This is a genomic window from Agromyces sp. NDB4Y10, from assembly GCF_001620055.1.
Lineage (GTDB): Bacteria > Actinomycetota > Actinomycetes > Actinomycetales > Microbacteriaceae > Agromyces > Agromyces indicus.
This window is the reverse complement of the sequence record NZ_LQGY01000033.1, coordinates 22,091-35,217: the sequence shown is the minus strand read 5'-3', so window position 1 is coordinate 35,217 and position 13,127 is coordinate 22,091. Positions and strand designations below refer to the sequence as shown.

Below are 13,127 nucleotides of genomic sequence, written 5' to 3'. Positions count from 1 at the left end.
CCGCTGATCGGGTCGCGTCAGGGGGCGTCGGAGTACGTTCCGCTCTTGCCGAGGGAAATGTTAGTCACTAACATAGTCGCGTGAGCACGACCTCCACTGCCCCGACCGGTCGCCGGGCGCGCACGCGACAGCGCCTCATCGATCACGGGCTCGAGCTGATCGAGCGGCAGGGGTATGAGCAGACCACCGCCGCGCAGATCGCCGCGGCCGCGGGCGTGACCGAGATGACGTTCTTCCGGCACTTCGCCACCAAGGAGCAGCTCGTCCTCGAGGATCCGTACGACCCCTTCCTCGCCTCCGGCATCGGCGAGCAGCCGCGCGAGCTGCCCCCGCTCCGGCGCGCCGCGGCGGGCATCCTCGCCGTCTGGCGCTCGCTGCCCGAGCCCGAGCAGCCCGAGATCCGGCGGCGGGTGCGCATCGCGGCGCGCACGCCGGCACTGCGCGGGGCGATGTGGCGCAGCACCGGCAACACCGAGGCGGCGATCGTCGCGCAGCTCGTCGACGACGGCACCGACCCGCTCGATGCCCGCGTCGCGGCATCCGCGGTGCTCGCCGCGCTCGTGACGGGACTGTACGCGTGGGCCGACGGCGAGGTCGAGACCCTCGGCGCGGCGATCGAGCGCGCGCTCGCCGTGGTGGGAGCCGACCGTGACTGAGGCGACGACCGCGGCGCGACTCGAGGCGAGGGGACTCGTCCGCCGGTTCCGCGGCGATGCCGGCATCCGCGGGATCGACCTCGACGTGGCGGCCGGCGAGATCCACGCGCTCGTCGGGCTCAACGGCGCCGGCAAGACGACCCTGCTGCGGTCCGTCCTCGGCATGCTCCGGCTCGACGCGGGCCGCGTGCGCCTGCTCGGCCACGACATGGAGCTCGCGCCGCCCGAGGCGTGGTCGGCGGTCGGTCACCTCGTCGAGCAGCCGTTCGCCTATCGCGAGCTCGACGTGGCGACGAGCCTCGCTGCGGTCGCCCGATTGCGGGGCGTGCCCCGCGGCGACGTGCGCGAGGTCGTCGAGCGCGGCATCGCGGCCCTCGGCCTGCAGGGCCTCGAGCGTCGACGCGTCGGCGAGCTCTCGCTCGGTAACCGCCAGCGCCTGGGTCTCGCCGCGGCGCTGCAGCACCGGCCGCGGCTCGTCGTGCTCGACGAGCCGTCCAACGCGCTCGACCCGGCCGGCGTCCTGCTGCTGCGCGCCGAACTGCTCGCGCTGGCCGCCGACGGCGCGGGCGTGCTCGTCTCGAGCCATCACCTCGACGAGGTCGCGCGCGTGGCCGACCGCATCACCGTCGTCAACGCCGGCCGGGTGGTGGGCGCCCTCGACCCCGCCGGAGCCGACCTCGAACGGGCGTTCTTCGCGCGGGTGCACGCCGACGACCTCGAACGGAGCGGGACATGACCGGCTCGCGACCCCTGCACGGGATCGGCACCGCGATCGCCGTCGAGGCACGGAAGGCCGTGGCGTCGCGGGCGCTGCAGGGCATCACGGCGTTCCTCGTCGTCGGCATCGTCGTGCTCGCGGTCGGAGCCGCGGCGGGCGCCGCCTCCGGTGACGAACGGCTCGCCGCGAAACTCGGACCGCTCGCGGGCGCGGGCGGCTGGAACGGTCTGGTCGGGGTCGTCGCGCAGGTCGAGTCGGCGGCCGCGCTGCTCGGCTTCGGCGTCGCCCTGAGCTGGCTCGTCGGCCGCGAGTTCGCCGACGGCACGGTCGCCGGGCTCTTCGCCCTGCCGATCCGGCGGTCGACGATCGCCGTCGCCAAGCTCGTGGTCTACTTCGCGTGGGCGGCGACCGTGGCGGTCCTCCTGACGGGCGCGGTCGCGGTCGCGGGGCTCGCGCTCGGGCACGGCGTGACGGATGCCGCGGCGTCGCTGCTGCGCATCCCGCCCCTCGCCGTCCTCACCGCGCTCATCGCGACCCCCGCCGCGTGGGCGGCGACGGCGGGCCGGGGCCTGCTCCCCGGCATCGCCGCGACGGTCGCGCTGATCGCCGTGGCCCAGGTGCTCGCGGTCGTGGGGGTCGGCGGGGCCATCCCGTTCGTCGCTCCCGCACTCTGGGCCATCGAGCCGGATGCCGCGACCGGCTGGGGCCTCGCGCTCGTGCCCGTCACCGCCCTCGCCTTCGCCGGGCTGTGCGCGCGGGCGTGGTCGCGGCTGCAGCTCGACCGCTGACGGAGCTCAGCCGGCGTACGACTCGATGACCGCGGCGAACCGCGCGGCGATGAACGCGTACCCGGCGTCGTTCAGGTGCAGGCCGTCGCCCGCGTCGAACCGGACCGAGTTGCGCTCGTTGATCCACGCGTCCGGCAGCTTCGGGTCGACGAAGGTCGCGCCCGCCTCGTCGGCGCCCTCGCGGATCGCGGCGAGGCGCGCGCTGCGCTGCACGCCGAGCGCGAGCGGCTCGAGCGGTCCGAACACCACGATCGCGGCATCCGGCCAGCGCTCGCGGGCGGCCTCGACGGCCTGCTTCGTCGCGACGACCTCCTCCCGGTGCGGGGCGAGGAAGTCGTTGAGCCCGCCCTGGAGCACGATGACGTCGTACTCCGCGCCGGTCGCCGCGTGCGCCTCGATGCGGTCGCCGAACGCCAGGCCGGTGCGACCGTCGGAGGCGACGCCCTTCGTGAAGCCGGTGCCGCCGACCGCGTCGATCGTGGCGCGCCACGACAGCGCGTCGGAGGCCGTGCGCGCCCAGCCGGCGTCGGGCTTGGAGGCGCCGACGCCCTCCGAGAACGAGTCGCCGATGATCAGCGCGGTGGGCTCGTCGGGCAGCGTCGAAAGCGGATCGACGGGCGCCCGCTCCTCGGGCGGGAGCTCCGACGAGGCGAGCGGGTCGGCCACCACGGCCACGCCCACGCCGGCGCCGAGCATGGCCCCGATCACCAGGGTCGCCGCGACCCGGGTGATCGCGAGCGCGCGCGATCGTACGGGGCGGGGCTGGTCGGGCACGGATCGATGGTAGAGCACTCGGTTGGGCGTCAGCCGCCCAGCACGGCCTCCCGCTCGGCGGCGGGGACGCGGAGCCCGTCGAGCGCGACCGCGATCACGTCGTCGGCGAGCCGGGCCGCGTCCTCGCGGCCGCCGGGCCGGTACCACTCGACGATCGAGTTGATCATGCCGAACAGCAGGCGCTCGACGATGCGGCCGTCGATGTCGGTGCGGAGCGTGCCCTCGGCCTGCGCCGTCGCGACGAGCGCCATCACGCGGCGGTCGAACGCGCGCCGGCGGGCGAGGGCGGTCCGCTCGATCTCGGTGTTGCCGCGCACGCGCAGCAGCAGCGTCACGTACGGCAGCTGGTCGACGAGGACGTGCACGGCGCCGCGCAGCACGTGGTCGAGCCGGTCGGCCGCGCTGCCCTCGGACGCGCCGGACTCGTCGAGGACGCCCTCGAGCGCCCCGAGGGCCTGGTCGAGCGCGCGCTCGAGGATCTCGTCCTTCGAGGCGAAGTGGTGGTAGATCGCCGACTTCGACAGGCCGAGACGGTCGGCGAGCACGCCCATCGACGTGGCGTCGTAGCCGTACTCGTTGAACGCGGCCACCGCGACCTCGAGGATGCCCTGCTGGTCGTACCCCGGCCGTCCGCGCCGCGCCCCGTTCTCCGTCATCCGCTTCAGTCTCGCATCACCGGGGCTCGCGCAGGTCGTACACGCGCTTGTACTTGCCCTCGCTGCGGGGGAGCGCACCCGGCTCCTCGAGCTGGACGCGCACCGACGAACCGACGAACTCCTTGATGCGGCCCGCGAGCACGACCGTCGCGGCCTGGCAGGCCTCGACGGGCAGGTCGGGGTGGCGCTCGATCCGCACCGTCATGTCGTCCATGTGGCCGGTGCGGGTGAGCTCGAGGATGAAGTGCGGCGTGAGGTGCTCGATGCCGAGCACGAGCTCCTCGATCTGCGTCGGGAAGAGGTTCACGCCGCGCAGGATGATCATGTCGTCGTTGCGGCCCGTGATCTTCTCCATGCGGCGCATGCCCGGGCGGGCGGTGCCGGGGAGCAGCCGGGTGAGGTCGCGCGTGCGGTAGCGGATGACCGGGAAGGCCTCCTTGGTCAGCGACGTGAACACGAGCTCGCCGCGCTCGCCGTCGGGCAGCGGTTCGCCCGTGTCGCCGTCGATGATCTCGGGGAGGAAGTGGTCCTCCCAGAGGTGGGGGCCGTCCTTCGCCTCGACGCACTCGTTGCCGACGCCGGGGCCCATGACCTCGCTGAGCCCGTAGATGTCGACGGCGTCGATGCCGAGGCGCTCCTCGATCCGGCGGCGCATCTCGTTGGTCCACGGCTCGGCGCCGAGGATCGCGGTCTTCAGGGTGGTCGAGCGCGGGTCGATGCCCGCCTCCTCCATCGCGTCGGCGATGGTGAGCAGGTAGCTCGGCGTGCACATGATGGCGTCGGGCTCGAAGTCGCGGATGAGCTGCACCTGCCGCGCCGTCTGGCCGCCCGACATCGGGATCACGGTCGCGCCGAGCTTCTCGATGCCCGCGTGCGCGCCGAGGCCGCCCGTGAACAGGCCGTAGCCGTAGGCGTTGTGGACCTTCATGCCGGGCCGCACGCCGCTCGCACGGAGGCAGCGGGCGACGAGCGTCGCCCAGCGGTCGAGGTCGGCGTGCGTGTAGCCGACGACCGTGGGCCGGCCGGTCGTGCCGGAGGACGCGTGGATGCGCGCCACGCGGTCCATCGGCACGGCGAACATGCCGAACGGGTAGGTCTCGCGCAGGTCGGCCTTGGTCGTGAACGGCAGCTTCGCGACATCCGCCAGTGTCCGGATGTCGTCGGGGTGCACGCCGTGCTCGTCGAACTTGCGGCGGTACAGCGGCACGTTCTCGTAGGCGTGGCGCACGGTCCACTGCAGTCGCTCGAGCTGGAGCGCCTCGATCTCGGCGCGCGACATGCGCTCCTCGGGGTCGAGCTCGTCGGGCGACGCGGGCACGAGGCCCGACACGGTGGGGCGGGACTCGGCGGGGGTCTGCGGAAGGGTCGTCGTCGACACGGTGGCTCCCGGGTGGGTCAGAGGGTGCGGTTGGTGGTGATGGAGCGGCCGCGGAACTCGGCGACGGCGTCGCCCTGCTCGTCGACGACCGTCACGTCGTAGAGGCCCGTGCGCCCGCTGCGGGCGCGGCGCACGGCGGTCGCGGTGAGCGTCTGCCCGGCGACCGTGGACTTCAGGAAGGTGATGTCGGCGCCCGCGGCGACGGTGACCTGGTGGTCCTCGTTGCAGGCAATCGCGAAGGCCGTGTCGGCCAGCGTGAAGACGAGCCCGCCGTGGGTGATGGCGAAGCCGTTCGTCATGTCCTCCCGCACGCGCATGGACACCACGGCATGGCCGGGGTCGTCGCGCTCGACGACCATGCCGAGCGACGCCGAGGCGAGGTCGCGCTGCATCATGGCGCGGTTCGGGCGAGCGGATGCCGCGGCATCCGCCTGCTCGCCCGCCGGCCGGCCGGCGTCGTGGCGTTCGGTCGCGACATCCGTCATGCGCTGCTCCTCGTCGAGTGCGTGGGGATCGCCGTCGGTCATGTTGCCGAGGCGCTGGACACGAGCTTATACTAACTGAACGATCGGTTGGTAATGTCGGATGCCACGGCACCCGCCGCCGCCGGTCCCGAGAGCATTGGAGTCGACGATGACCGCACCCGCCGATCTGAGCGTGGTCGAGGACGAGGCCGCCCAGGCCCGCTTCGACGAGCTCATCGCCCAGGACTCGCGCATCGAGCCGCGCGACTGGATGCCCGACGCGTACCGCAAGACGCTGATCCGGCAGATCAGCCAGCACGCGCACTCCGAGATCATCGGCATGCAGCCCGAGTCCAACTGGATCTCCCGCGCGCCGAGCCTCAAGCGCAAGGCGATCCTCATGGCCAAGGTGCAGGACGAGGCGGGCCACGGGCTCTACCTCTACTCGGCGGCCCAGACGCTCGGCATCGGCCGCGAGGAGATGATGCAGCAGCTCATCGAGGGCAAGGCCAAGTACTCCTCGATCTTCAACTACACGACGCCGACGTGGGCCGACATGGGTGCCATCGGGTGGCTCGTCGACGGCGCCGCGATCTGCAACCAGGTGCCGCTGTGCCGCGCCTCCTACGGCCCCTACGGCCGCGCCATGGTCCGCATCTGCAAGGAGGAGTCGTTCCACCAGCGGCAGGGCTTCGAGATCCTGCTCGAGCTCATGCAGGGCACGCCCGAGCAGCGCGAGATGGCACAGGACGCGGTCGACCGCTGGTACTGGCCGAGCCTCATGATGTTCGGCCCGCCCGACGACCAGTCGCCGAACTCCGCCCAGTCCATGGCCTGGAACATCAAGCGCTTCTCCAACGACGAGCTGCGCCAGCGCTTCGTCGGCATGCTCGTGCCGCAGGCCGAGGTGCTCGGCGTCACCCTGCCCGACCCGAACCTGAAGTGGAACGAGGCGGAGCAGCGCTACGACATGAGCGAGATCGACTGGACCGAGTTCCACGAGGTCCTCGCCGGCCGCGGCCCCGCCAACGCCGAGCGGCTGCGCCGCCGGCGCGAGGCCCACGAGGAGGGCGCCTGGGTGCGCGAGGCGGCCGCCGAGTACGCCCGCAAGCAGGCCGCGAAGCAGAAGGCGGTGGCGTGATGTCGACCCCCGGTGAGACCGGCACCGAGGCCTGGCCCCTCTGGGAGGTCTTCGTGCGCGCCAACCGCGGCCTGAGCCACGTGCACGTCGGATCGCTGCACGCACCCGACGCCGACATGGCCGTCCGCAACGCGCGCGACCTCTACACCCGCCGCAACGAGGGCGTGTCGATCTGGGTCGTGCCCGCCGACGCGGTCACCACGAGCGACCCCGACGCCAAGGGCGCGTTCTTCGAGAGCCCGGCCGGCAAGAACTACCGCCACGCGGTGTACTACACGAAGTCCGAAGGGGTGAAGCACCTGTGAGCGCCGAGACCGACCTCGACCCGCACGGCGAGGTCACCGTCGACCGCGTCGCGCTCGCCGAGGAACTCGCGGGCGCCGAGGCGAGCGCCGGCCACGCGGCATCCGCCGACGTCGCCGAGGTCGCCCTGCGCTACGGCGACGACGCCCTCGTGCTCGCCCAGCGCCTCGGCGACTGGATCACGCGCGCCCCCGAGCTCGAGGAGGACGTCGCCCTCGGCAACATCGCCCTCGACCTGCTCGGCCACGCTCGCTCGCTGCTGCACTACGCCGGCACGCACGACGGCCGCAGCGAGGACGACCTCGCGTACTTCCGCGACGAGCCCGACTTCCGCAACGCGTGGCTCTTCGAGCAGCCGAACGGCGACTTCGCGCACACCATCGCGCGCCAGCTGTTCGCGTCGACCTACCTCGTCGAGCTCTACCGGCACCTCGAGCAGTCGACGGATGCCACGCTCGCGGCGATCGCGGCCAAGGCCTCCAAGGAGGTCGACTACCACCGCGACCACGCCGTGCAGTGGACCCTGCGCCTCGCCGGCGGCACCGACGAGTCGCGCCGCCGCATGATCCGCGCCGTCGAGCAGACCTGGCCGTACGTCGACGAGCTGTTCCGCGACGACGAACTCGCCGAGCGCCTCGCCGCCGAGGGCGTCGCGCCGCTGCCGTCGTCGCTGCGGCCGGCGTTCGACGCCGTCATCGACCAGGTCTTCGCCGAGGCCGAGCTCACCCGCCCCGAAGGGCGCCTCGCGTTCGTCGTCGGCGGCCGCGGACGCCAGGGCGGGCACACCGAGCACCTCGGCCCGATGCTCGCCGAGATGCAGGTGCTCGCCCGGTCGCACCCGGGAGCGTCGTGGTGACCGGGACCCCCGAGGCATCCGTCGCCCGCCCGGTGCCGAGCGACCCGGCCTCGCGCGCCGCGTGGGAGGTCGCCGCCACGGTGACCGACCCGGAGGTGCCGGTGCTCACGATCGAGGACCTCGGGGTGCTGCGCTCGGTCGCCGTCGATGACGACGGCGTGCACGTCGAGCTCACGCCCACCTACAGCGGCTGCCCCGCGATGGACGCCATGCGCGACGACGTCGTGCTCGCGCTCACGCACGCGGGCTACGACCACGTCGACGTGAAGCTGGTGCTCTCGCCCGCGTGGACCACCGACTGGATGAGCGAGTCCGGCAAGGAGAAGCTCCGGACCTACGGCATCCAGGCGCCGTCGGGACACGCGCCCGTGCGCGGGGGCGGGCCGATCCGCCTGCAGATGGCGGTCAAGTGCCCGCGCTGCGACTCCCTGAACACCCGCGAACTCGCCCGCTTCGGCTCGACGTCGTGCAAGGCGCTCTACGAGTGCCGCGACTGCCTCGAGCCCTTCGACTACTTCAAGGTGCTCTGATGGCCGCGATCAACCTGGGCTCCACCGGAGCCCCGACCCGCCCTGCCGGCAGCGCCGCCGGCGCCCTCGAGACGGATGCCGCGATCGCCGACGCGTTCCTCGCGAGCGCGGTCGGCGGCGACACCGCCCCGAAGCGGCGCCGCGCCCGGTTCCACTCGCTCGAGGTCGCCGAGGTGCGCCCGCTCACGGACGACTCGGTCGAGGTGACCTTCGCGGTGCCCGACGAGCTCGCCGACGACTACACCTACCTGCCCGGCCAGTACGTGGCGCTCCGGCGCGAGTTCGACGGGCACGAGCTGCGCCGGTCGTACTCGATCTGCCGGCCGCCGGTGCGCGGCAGCGTCTCGGTCGCGATCAAGCGCGACCTCGGCGGCCGCTTCTCGACGTGGGCCAACACCGAGCTCGCCGCGGGGGACCGCATCGACGTGATGAGCCCGCAGGGCACCTTCACCTCGGGGCTCGCGTCGCTCGACGGCAAGCACGTCGTGGGTATCGCCGCGGGCTCCGGCATCACGCCGCTCATGGCGCTCGCCCACACCGTGCTCGCCCGCTCGGACGACTCGCGGTTCACGCTCGTCTACACGAACCGGTCGACGCGCGACGTGATGTTCCTCGAGGAGCTCGCCGAGCTGAAGGACCGCTACCCGTCGCGGCTCGCGCTGCACCACGTGCTCTCGCGCGAGCAGCGCACCGCGCCGCTGCTGTCCGGACGCATCGACGCGGAGAAGCTCGAGCGCATGCTCGACGCGCTCATCCCGCCGGCGACGGTCGACGAGTGGTTCCTGTGCGGGCCGTTCGAACTCGTGCAGCTCGCGCGCGACACCCTCGAGGCCCGCGGCGTGCCCGTCGGCCAGGTGCGCTACGAGCTGTTCACGACCGACGCCGACCGTGCCACCGAGCCCCGGCAGGGCCGTCCCGTCGTGGTCGAGCGCGGCGAGAAGACGGTCGAGATCGAGTTCACGCTCGACGGGCTGTCGTCCACCGTCGAGAGCCCGGTGAGCGCGAACGAGTCCATCCTCAACGCGGCGCTGCGGGTGCGCGGCGACGTGCCGTTCGCGTGCGCGGGCGGCGTGTGCGGCACGTGCCGCGCGCGGGTCGTCGACGGCAGCGTGAACATGACCGAGAACTACGCGCTCGAGCCCGACGAGCTCGAGCGCGGCTACGTGCTCACCTGCCAGTCGCACCCCACGTCGGACCGCGTCGTGGTGGACTACGACGGGTAGCCCCGCGACATCCGCTGCCCGCCCCACCCGCACGAGCCGCACCACCCGCGACCGCGCGATTCCGCGACGAGTGCGCAGGCCAGCACCCGCGCGACCGTCGCGGAACCGCGCACTCGATGAGGAGGAGAGAGACCATGATCGAGCTCGAGATCCAGGACGGCGTGGCCGAGGTGGTGCTGAACGCGCCCGCGAAGCTGAACGCGCTGGGCGAGGCGGCGCTGCGCGACCTCTCCGACGCGTACGAGCAGGCCGAGTTCGCGGGCGTCCGCGCGCTCGTGCTGCGCGGCGAGGGGCGCGCGTTCTGCGCCGGCCGCGACGTCGCGGGCGTCGACCCGCGCGACGACGACGTGCAGGGCTACCTCGGCGGCATCGTCGAACCCCTGCTGAAGCGGATGTCGCGCTTCCCCGCGCCGACCTTCGCGGTCGCCCACGGCGCATGCCTCGGCGTCGGCCTCGGGCTGCTCATCGCGAGCGACATCGTCTACGTCGCCGACACCGCGAAGATCGGCTCGCCGTTCAAGAACCTCGGCGCGACGCTCGACTCGGGCGGCCACGCGCTGTTCTACGAGCGCCTCGGCGCGCACCGCACCATGGACCTCATCGTGACCGGACGCCTCATGTCGGGCGCCGAGGCCGTCGCGGCCGGCCTGTTCTCGCAGGTCTTCCCGGCCGATGAGGTGACGGATGCCACGCGCCGGGCCGCCCACGAGGCGGCATCCGGCCCCACGCAGGCCTTCATCGCGTCGAAGCGGCTCATCGCCGACCTGCGCGACCACCGGCACGGGCTCTGGTCGTCGATGTCGGACGAGAACCGCGCCCAGGCGGCACTCTGCGACACCGACGACTACCGCGAGGGATTCGCCGCGTTCCAGGAGAAGCGGCCCCCGCACTTCACCGGTCGCGGCTGAGCGGATCGAGCCCCGTTCTGGGGGAAGACCGGGTGAAACAACCTCCGTAGCATCGCGAAGACGGCACGGCTGCCCGAGTCGGGCCGACACCGGAGACCCGATCGCCATGAAATCCTTCTTCGCATCGCTCGCCGCGATCGTCATCACCGCCGCCACCCTCGGCGCCGCGCCGGTCCCCGTCCCCGTCCCCGCGCACGCCGGTCCTGCCGAGGCGGCCGGCCCGCTCGTCGCGGCCGCCGGGCCCCCACCCGTGAACCGGATCGTCCGCGAGAACCGGTTGGCGGGGCACTCGTCCTGGCAGATCCCGTGGTCGGGGTACTCGCTGTCCACCGACCGCGACCTCGCCGTGAAGGCGTACGCGACCAAAATCAGCATCGACAACGGCGAACAGGTCGACTTCCGGGTGCACGTCGCGTCGGCCGGGTCGGTGCGGTACGACGTGTACCGACTGGGCTGGTACCAGGGCCTCGGCGGACGTCGCGTCACGGGCGGCACCTTCAACGGCATCTCGCAGCCGGCGTGCACGACCGCCATGCCGGTGGGCATGGTCACGTGCGACTGGCGCACCCTGCTCACCGTGCAGACGACGGAGGACTGGACGAGCGGCGTCTACGCCGTCGTGTTCACCCGCGGAACCAAGCAGACCTACGCCTCGTTCGTGCTCCGCGACGACGGGGCGCCCGGCAAGCTCGTGCACGTCCAGCCGTCGTTCACGTACCAGGCGTACAACAACTTCCCCGACAACGGGAGCACCGGCAAGAGCCTGTACAGCTACAACTCGTACGGCGCCACGACCGCCACCGGGTCGACGGCGGCAGCGAAGGTGAGCTTCGACCGACCGTACGCCAACGCCGGCGCCTCGTTGATCATGGCCGAAGAGGCGCCGATGATCCGCTACGCCGAGTCGCGCGGTTTCGACATGACCTACGCCACCAACCTCGACCTGCACCGCAACCCGTCCCTGCTCAACGGGCAGCAGGGCATGGTCTCCGTCGGCCACGACGAGTACTGGACGAGCGAGATGTTCACCGCCGCGGAGGCCGCCCGGGACGCCGGCGTCGACCTCGCCTACCTCGGCGGCAACAACATGTACTGGCAGGTGCGAGTCGAGCCCTCGGCCTCCGGCGCGGCCGACCGGGTCGTGGTCTGCTACAAGAGCGCCTCGCTCGATCCCGTGAAGGGCGCCACGAGCACCGTGCTCTTCCGAGCCATTCCCCGACCCGAGCAGCCGGTGATCGGGCAGATGTGGCCGACCGGCGACGGTACCGGCCTCGTCGGGCCCAACGCGTCGTGGATCGTCCGAACCCCGGAGCACTGGCTGTACCGCGGCACCGGCCTCGCGAACGGCTCCGCCATCCCCGGGATGGTCGGTATCGAGGCGGACCGGCGGCACACCCAGTACCCCGCGCCCACCGTGAAGAGCGGGACCACGCAGGCGGTGCTCGCGCAGTCGCCGTTCACCGCCCGCAACGGCCAGCGCGGCCTCCACGAGTCGACGCTCTACCAGGCGCCGTCCTCGGCGATCGTCTTCTCGGCCGGGACCCTGAACTACACGGGCGGTCTGATGGGCGGCAACATCAGCCCCCAGCCGACGGTCCGCACGATGACCACCAACCTGTTCACCCGCTACAGCGGCATGGCCCTCGACGCGACGACCGACCGGGCCGGCGGGAGCGACCGGTACGCCACCGCGGTCGCCCTCGCGCAGCGCGGCTTCCCGAACACCGGGGTTCCGGTGGTCTACCTCGCGACCGGCGCGACGTTCCCCGACGCGCTCGCGGCCGGCGCGGCCACGCGCGGCGAAGGCCCGGTGCTGCTCGTCCCCGGCTCGAGCATTCCGCAGAACGTGCTCGACGAGCTGGCGCGACTCAAGCCCGCGAAGCTCGTCGTCGTCGGCGGGCCGACGATCGTGACGGACGCGGTCGTCGCGCAGGCCTCGGCGGCCGCCGGCGTCACCGCCGTCCGCGACTCGGGTCCCGACCGCTACGCGACGGCCGCGAAGGTGTCGCAGCGCGCGTTCTCGCCGGGCGTCCCGGTGGCGTACGTCGCCTCGGGCGCCGACTTCCCCGACGCGCTCTCCGCGGGCGCCGCTGCCGCGCAGCTGGGCGGCCCGGTGCTGCTCACGGCCTCCACGTCGCTGCCCGCCGCGACCAAGACCGAGCTCGATCGGCTGAACCCACAGCGGATCGTCGTCGTCGGCTCGGCCGGTGCGGTCTCCGAGAGCGTGCGCACCTCGATGACGGCGTACGCGTCCCAGGTCATCCGGCTCGGCGGTTCCGACCGCTACGAGACCGCGGCCGCCGTGGCGCGCGACCTCGTGGCCGCGGGCGGGGCGAACATGGTCGGCGTCGCGACCGGCCTGAGCTTCCCTGACGGCCTCGCCGCCGGTCCGGTCGTCGCGGCGAACGGCGGCGTGCTCATGCTCGTCGGGTCGGCGCTCACGCCGACGGTCGCCGAGGAGGTCGTCCGTGGTGATCCGCGCGTCGTGCTCCTCGCCGGTTCCGAGGGCGTCATCTCGGCGTCGGTCGCGTCGGGCATCGCCGGCCTGTTCTCACCGCCGGCGATGAGCAGCCCGAACATCGCCCTGAAGTCGGTGCCGAACGACCCGAGCGTGCCCGACACGGGTCCGCAGGACGAGACCATCGTGTCGCCGGAGCTGCGACCCGAGCTGCCGTGGCTCGACACGCCCGCCGCCGAGCACCGGCCGGAGCAGACCGGCGGCGGCTGACCCG

General features: G+C 72.8%; 14 protein-coding genes. 10 read left to right on the top strand and 4 right to left on the bottom strand.

Features of this window, described 5'->3' with window-relative positions; all coding sequences use genetic code 11:
• Positions 1-80: 80 nt before the first annotated feature.
• From AVP42_RS08700 to AVP42_RS08690, 3 genes are read left to right on the top strand one after another with little or no spacing between them, the layout of a single operon-like run.
• Positions 81-656, top strand: a complete 576-nt coding sequence (locus AVP42_RS08700; protein ID WP_067948112.1) for a TetR/AcrR family transcriptional regulator — start codon at positions 81-83, stop codon at positions 654-656.
• Positions 649-1,392 (top strand): ABC transporter ATP-binding protein, encoded by a 744-nt coding sequence (locus tag AVP42_RS08695; RefSeq protein WP_067948110.1) that lies wholly within the window; start codon positions 649-651, stop codon positions 1,390-1,392. Before AVP42_RS08700 ends, AVP42_RS08695 begins: the two co-directional genes overlap by 8 nt.
• A complete protein-coding gene (locus AVP42_RS08690; protein WP_067948108.1) occupies positions 1,389-2,162 on the top strand; it encodes an ABC transporter permease in 774 nt (257 codons plus the stop codon). The genes AVP42_RS08695 and AVP42_RS08690 overlap by 4 nt, the downstream gene beginning before the upstream one ends.
• A 6-nt stretch (positions 2,163-2,168) precedes the next feature.
• Here the strand turns inward: AVP42_RS08690 and AVP42_RS08685 are convergent, their stop codons facing one another.
• The 4 genes from AVP42_RS08685 to paaI all read right to left on the bottom strand — a co-directional run bounded on the left by AVP42_RS08685 (position 2,169) and on the right by paaI (position 5,497).
• Positions 2,169-2,936: an SGNH/GDSL hydrolase family protein gene (locus AVP42_RS08685; RefSeq protein WP_067948105.1), complete on the bottom strand. Its 768-nt coding sequence runs from the start codon at positions 2,934-2,936 to the stop codon at positions 2,169-2,171.
• 29 nt (positions 2,937-2,965) lie between these two features.
• Entirely contained in the window at positions 2,966-3,592 is a 627-nt protein-coding gene (locus AVP42_RS08680) for a TetR/AcrR family transcriptional regulator (protein WP_067948103.1), read from the bottom strand.
• Positions 3,593-3,608: 16 nt separating this feature from the next.
• Positions 3,609-4,871 (bottom strand): phenylacetate--CoA ligase PaaK, encoded by a 1,263-nt coding sequence (gene paaK, locus AVP42_RS08675; RefSeq protein WP_082847121.1) that lies wholly within the window; start codon positions 4,869-4,871, stop codon positions 3,609-3,611.
• Between the two features lie 116 nt (positions 4,872-4,987).
• A complete protein-coding gene (gene paaI / locus AVP42_RS08670) occupies positions 4,988-5,497 on the bottom strand; it encodes a hydroxyphenylacetyl-CoA thioesterase PaaI (RefSeq protein ID WP_231878589.1) in 510 nt (169 codons plus the stop codon).
• A gap of 106 nt (positions 5,498-5,603) precedes the next feature.
• Here paaI and paaA point away from each other — a divergent pair, with 106 nt between their 5' ends.
• The 7 genes from paaA (at position 5,604) to AVP42_RS08635 (ending at position 13,123) form a co-directional block, all read left to right on the top strand.
• A complete protein-coding gene (paaA, locus tag AVP42_RS08665; RefSeq protein ID WP_067948101.1) occupies positions 5,604-6,575 on the top strand; it encodes a 1,2-phenylacetyl-CoA epoxidase subunit PaaA in 972 nt (323 codons plus the stop codon).
• Positions 6,575-6,880 (top strand): 1,2-phenylacetyl-CoA epoxidase subunit PaaB, encoded by a 306-nt coding sequence (paaB, locus tag AVP42_RS08660; protein ID WP_067948099.1) that lies wholly within the window; start codon positions 6,575-6,577, stop codon positions 6,878-6,880. Before paaA ends, paaB begins: the two co-directional genes overlap by 1 nt.
• Positions 6,877-7,734, top strand: coding sequence for a 1,2-phenylacetyl-CoA epoxidase subunit PaaC (gene paaC / locus AVP42_RS08655; RefSeq protein ID WP_067948097.1), 858 nt, complete (start codon positions 6,877-6,879; stop codon positions 7,732-7,734). Before paaB ends, paaC begins: the two co-directional genes overlap by 4 nt.
• A 32-nt stretch (positions 7,735-7,766) precedes the next feature.
• Positions 7,767-8,264, top strand: a complete 498-nt coding sequence (gene paaD / locus AVP42_RS08650) for a 1,2-phenylacetyl-CoA epoxidase subunit PaaD (RefSeq protein WP_067948148.1) — start codon at positions 7,767-7,769, stop codon at positions 8,262-8,264.
• The gene (paaE, locus tag AVP42_RS08645) at positions 8,264-9,487 is read left to right on the top strand and encodes a 1,2-phenylacetyl-CoA epoxidase subunit PaaE (protein ID WP_082847118.1); all 1,224 of its coding nucleotides are present in this window, start codon (positions 8,264-8,266) and stop codon (positions 9,485-9,487) included. Before paaD ends, paaE begins: the two co-directional genes overlap by 1 nt.
• A gap of 134 nt (positions 9,488-9,621) precedes the next feature.
• A complete protein-coding gene (locus AVP42_RS08640; protein WP_067948095.1) occupies positions 9,622-10,395 on the top strand; it encodes an enoyl-CoA hydratase/isomerase family protein in 774 nt (257 codons plus the stop codon).
• 106 nt (positions 10,396-10,501) lie between these two features.
• Positions 10,502-13,123, top strand: a complete 2,622-nt coding sequence (locus AVP42_RS08635) for a cell wall-binding repeat-containing protein (RefSeq protein WP_067948093.1) — start codon at positions 10,502-10,504, stop codon at positions 13,121-13,123.
• The last annotated feature ends 4 nt before the right edge of the window (positions 13,124-13,127 follow it).

Bases quoted from the DNA above. Each gene is read 5' to 3' on its own strand.
- paaE (WP_082847118.1), top strand. From the start codon at position 8,264: ATGGCCGCGATCAACCTGGGCTCCACCGGAGCCCCGACCCGCCCTGCC.
- AVP42_RS08680 (WP_067948103.1), bottom strand. From the start codon at position 3,592: ATGACGGAGAACGGGGCGCGGCGCGGACGGCCGGGGTACGACCAGCAG.
- paaI (WP_231878589.1), bottom strand. From the start codon at position 5,497: ATGACCGACGGCGATCCCCACGCACTCGACGAGGAGCAGCGCATGACG.
- paaB (WP_067948099.1), top strand. From the start codon at position 6,575: ATGTCGACCCCCGGTGAGACCGGCACCGAGGCCTGGCCCCTCTGGGAG.
- AVP42_RS08640 (WP_067948095.1), top strand. From the start codon at position 9,622: ATGATCGAGCTCGAGATCCAGGACGGCGTGGCCGAGGTGGTGCTGAAC.
- paaA (WP_067948101.1), top strand. From the start codon at position 5,604: ATGACCGCACCCGCCGATCTGAGCGTGGTCGAGGACGAGGCCGCCCAG.
- AVP42_RS08635 (WP_067948093.1), top strand. From the start codon at position 10,502: ATGAAATCCTTCTTCGCATCGCTCGCCGCGATCGTCATCACCGCCGCC.
- paaK (WP_082847121.1), bottom strand. From the start codon at position 4,871: ATGTCGCGCGCCGAGATCGAGGCGCTCCAGCTCGAGCGACTGCAGTGG.
- AVP42_RS08690 (WP_067948108.1), top strand. From the start codon at position 1,389: ATGACCGGCTCGCGACCCCTGCACGGGATCGGCACCGCGATCGCCGTC.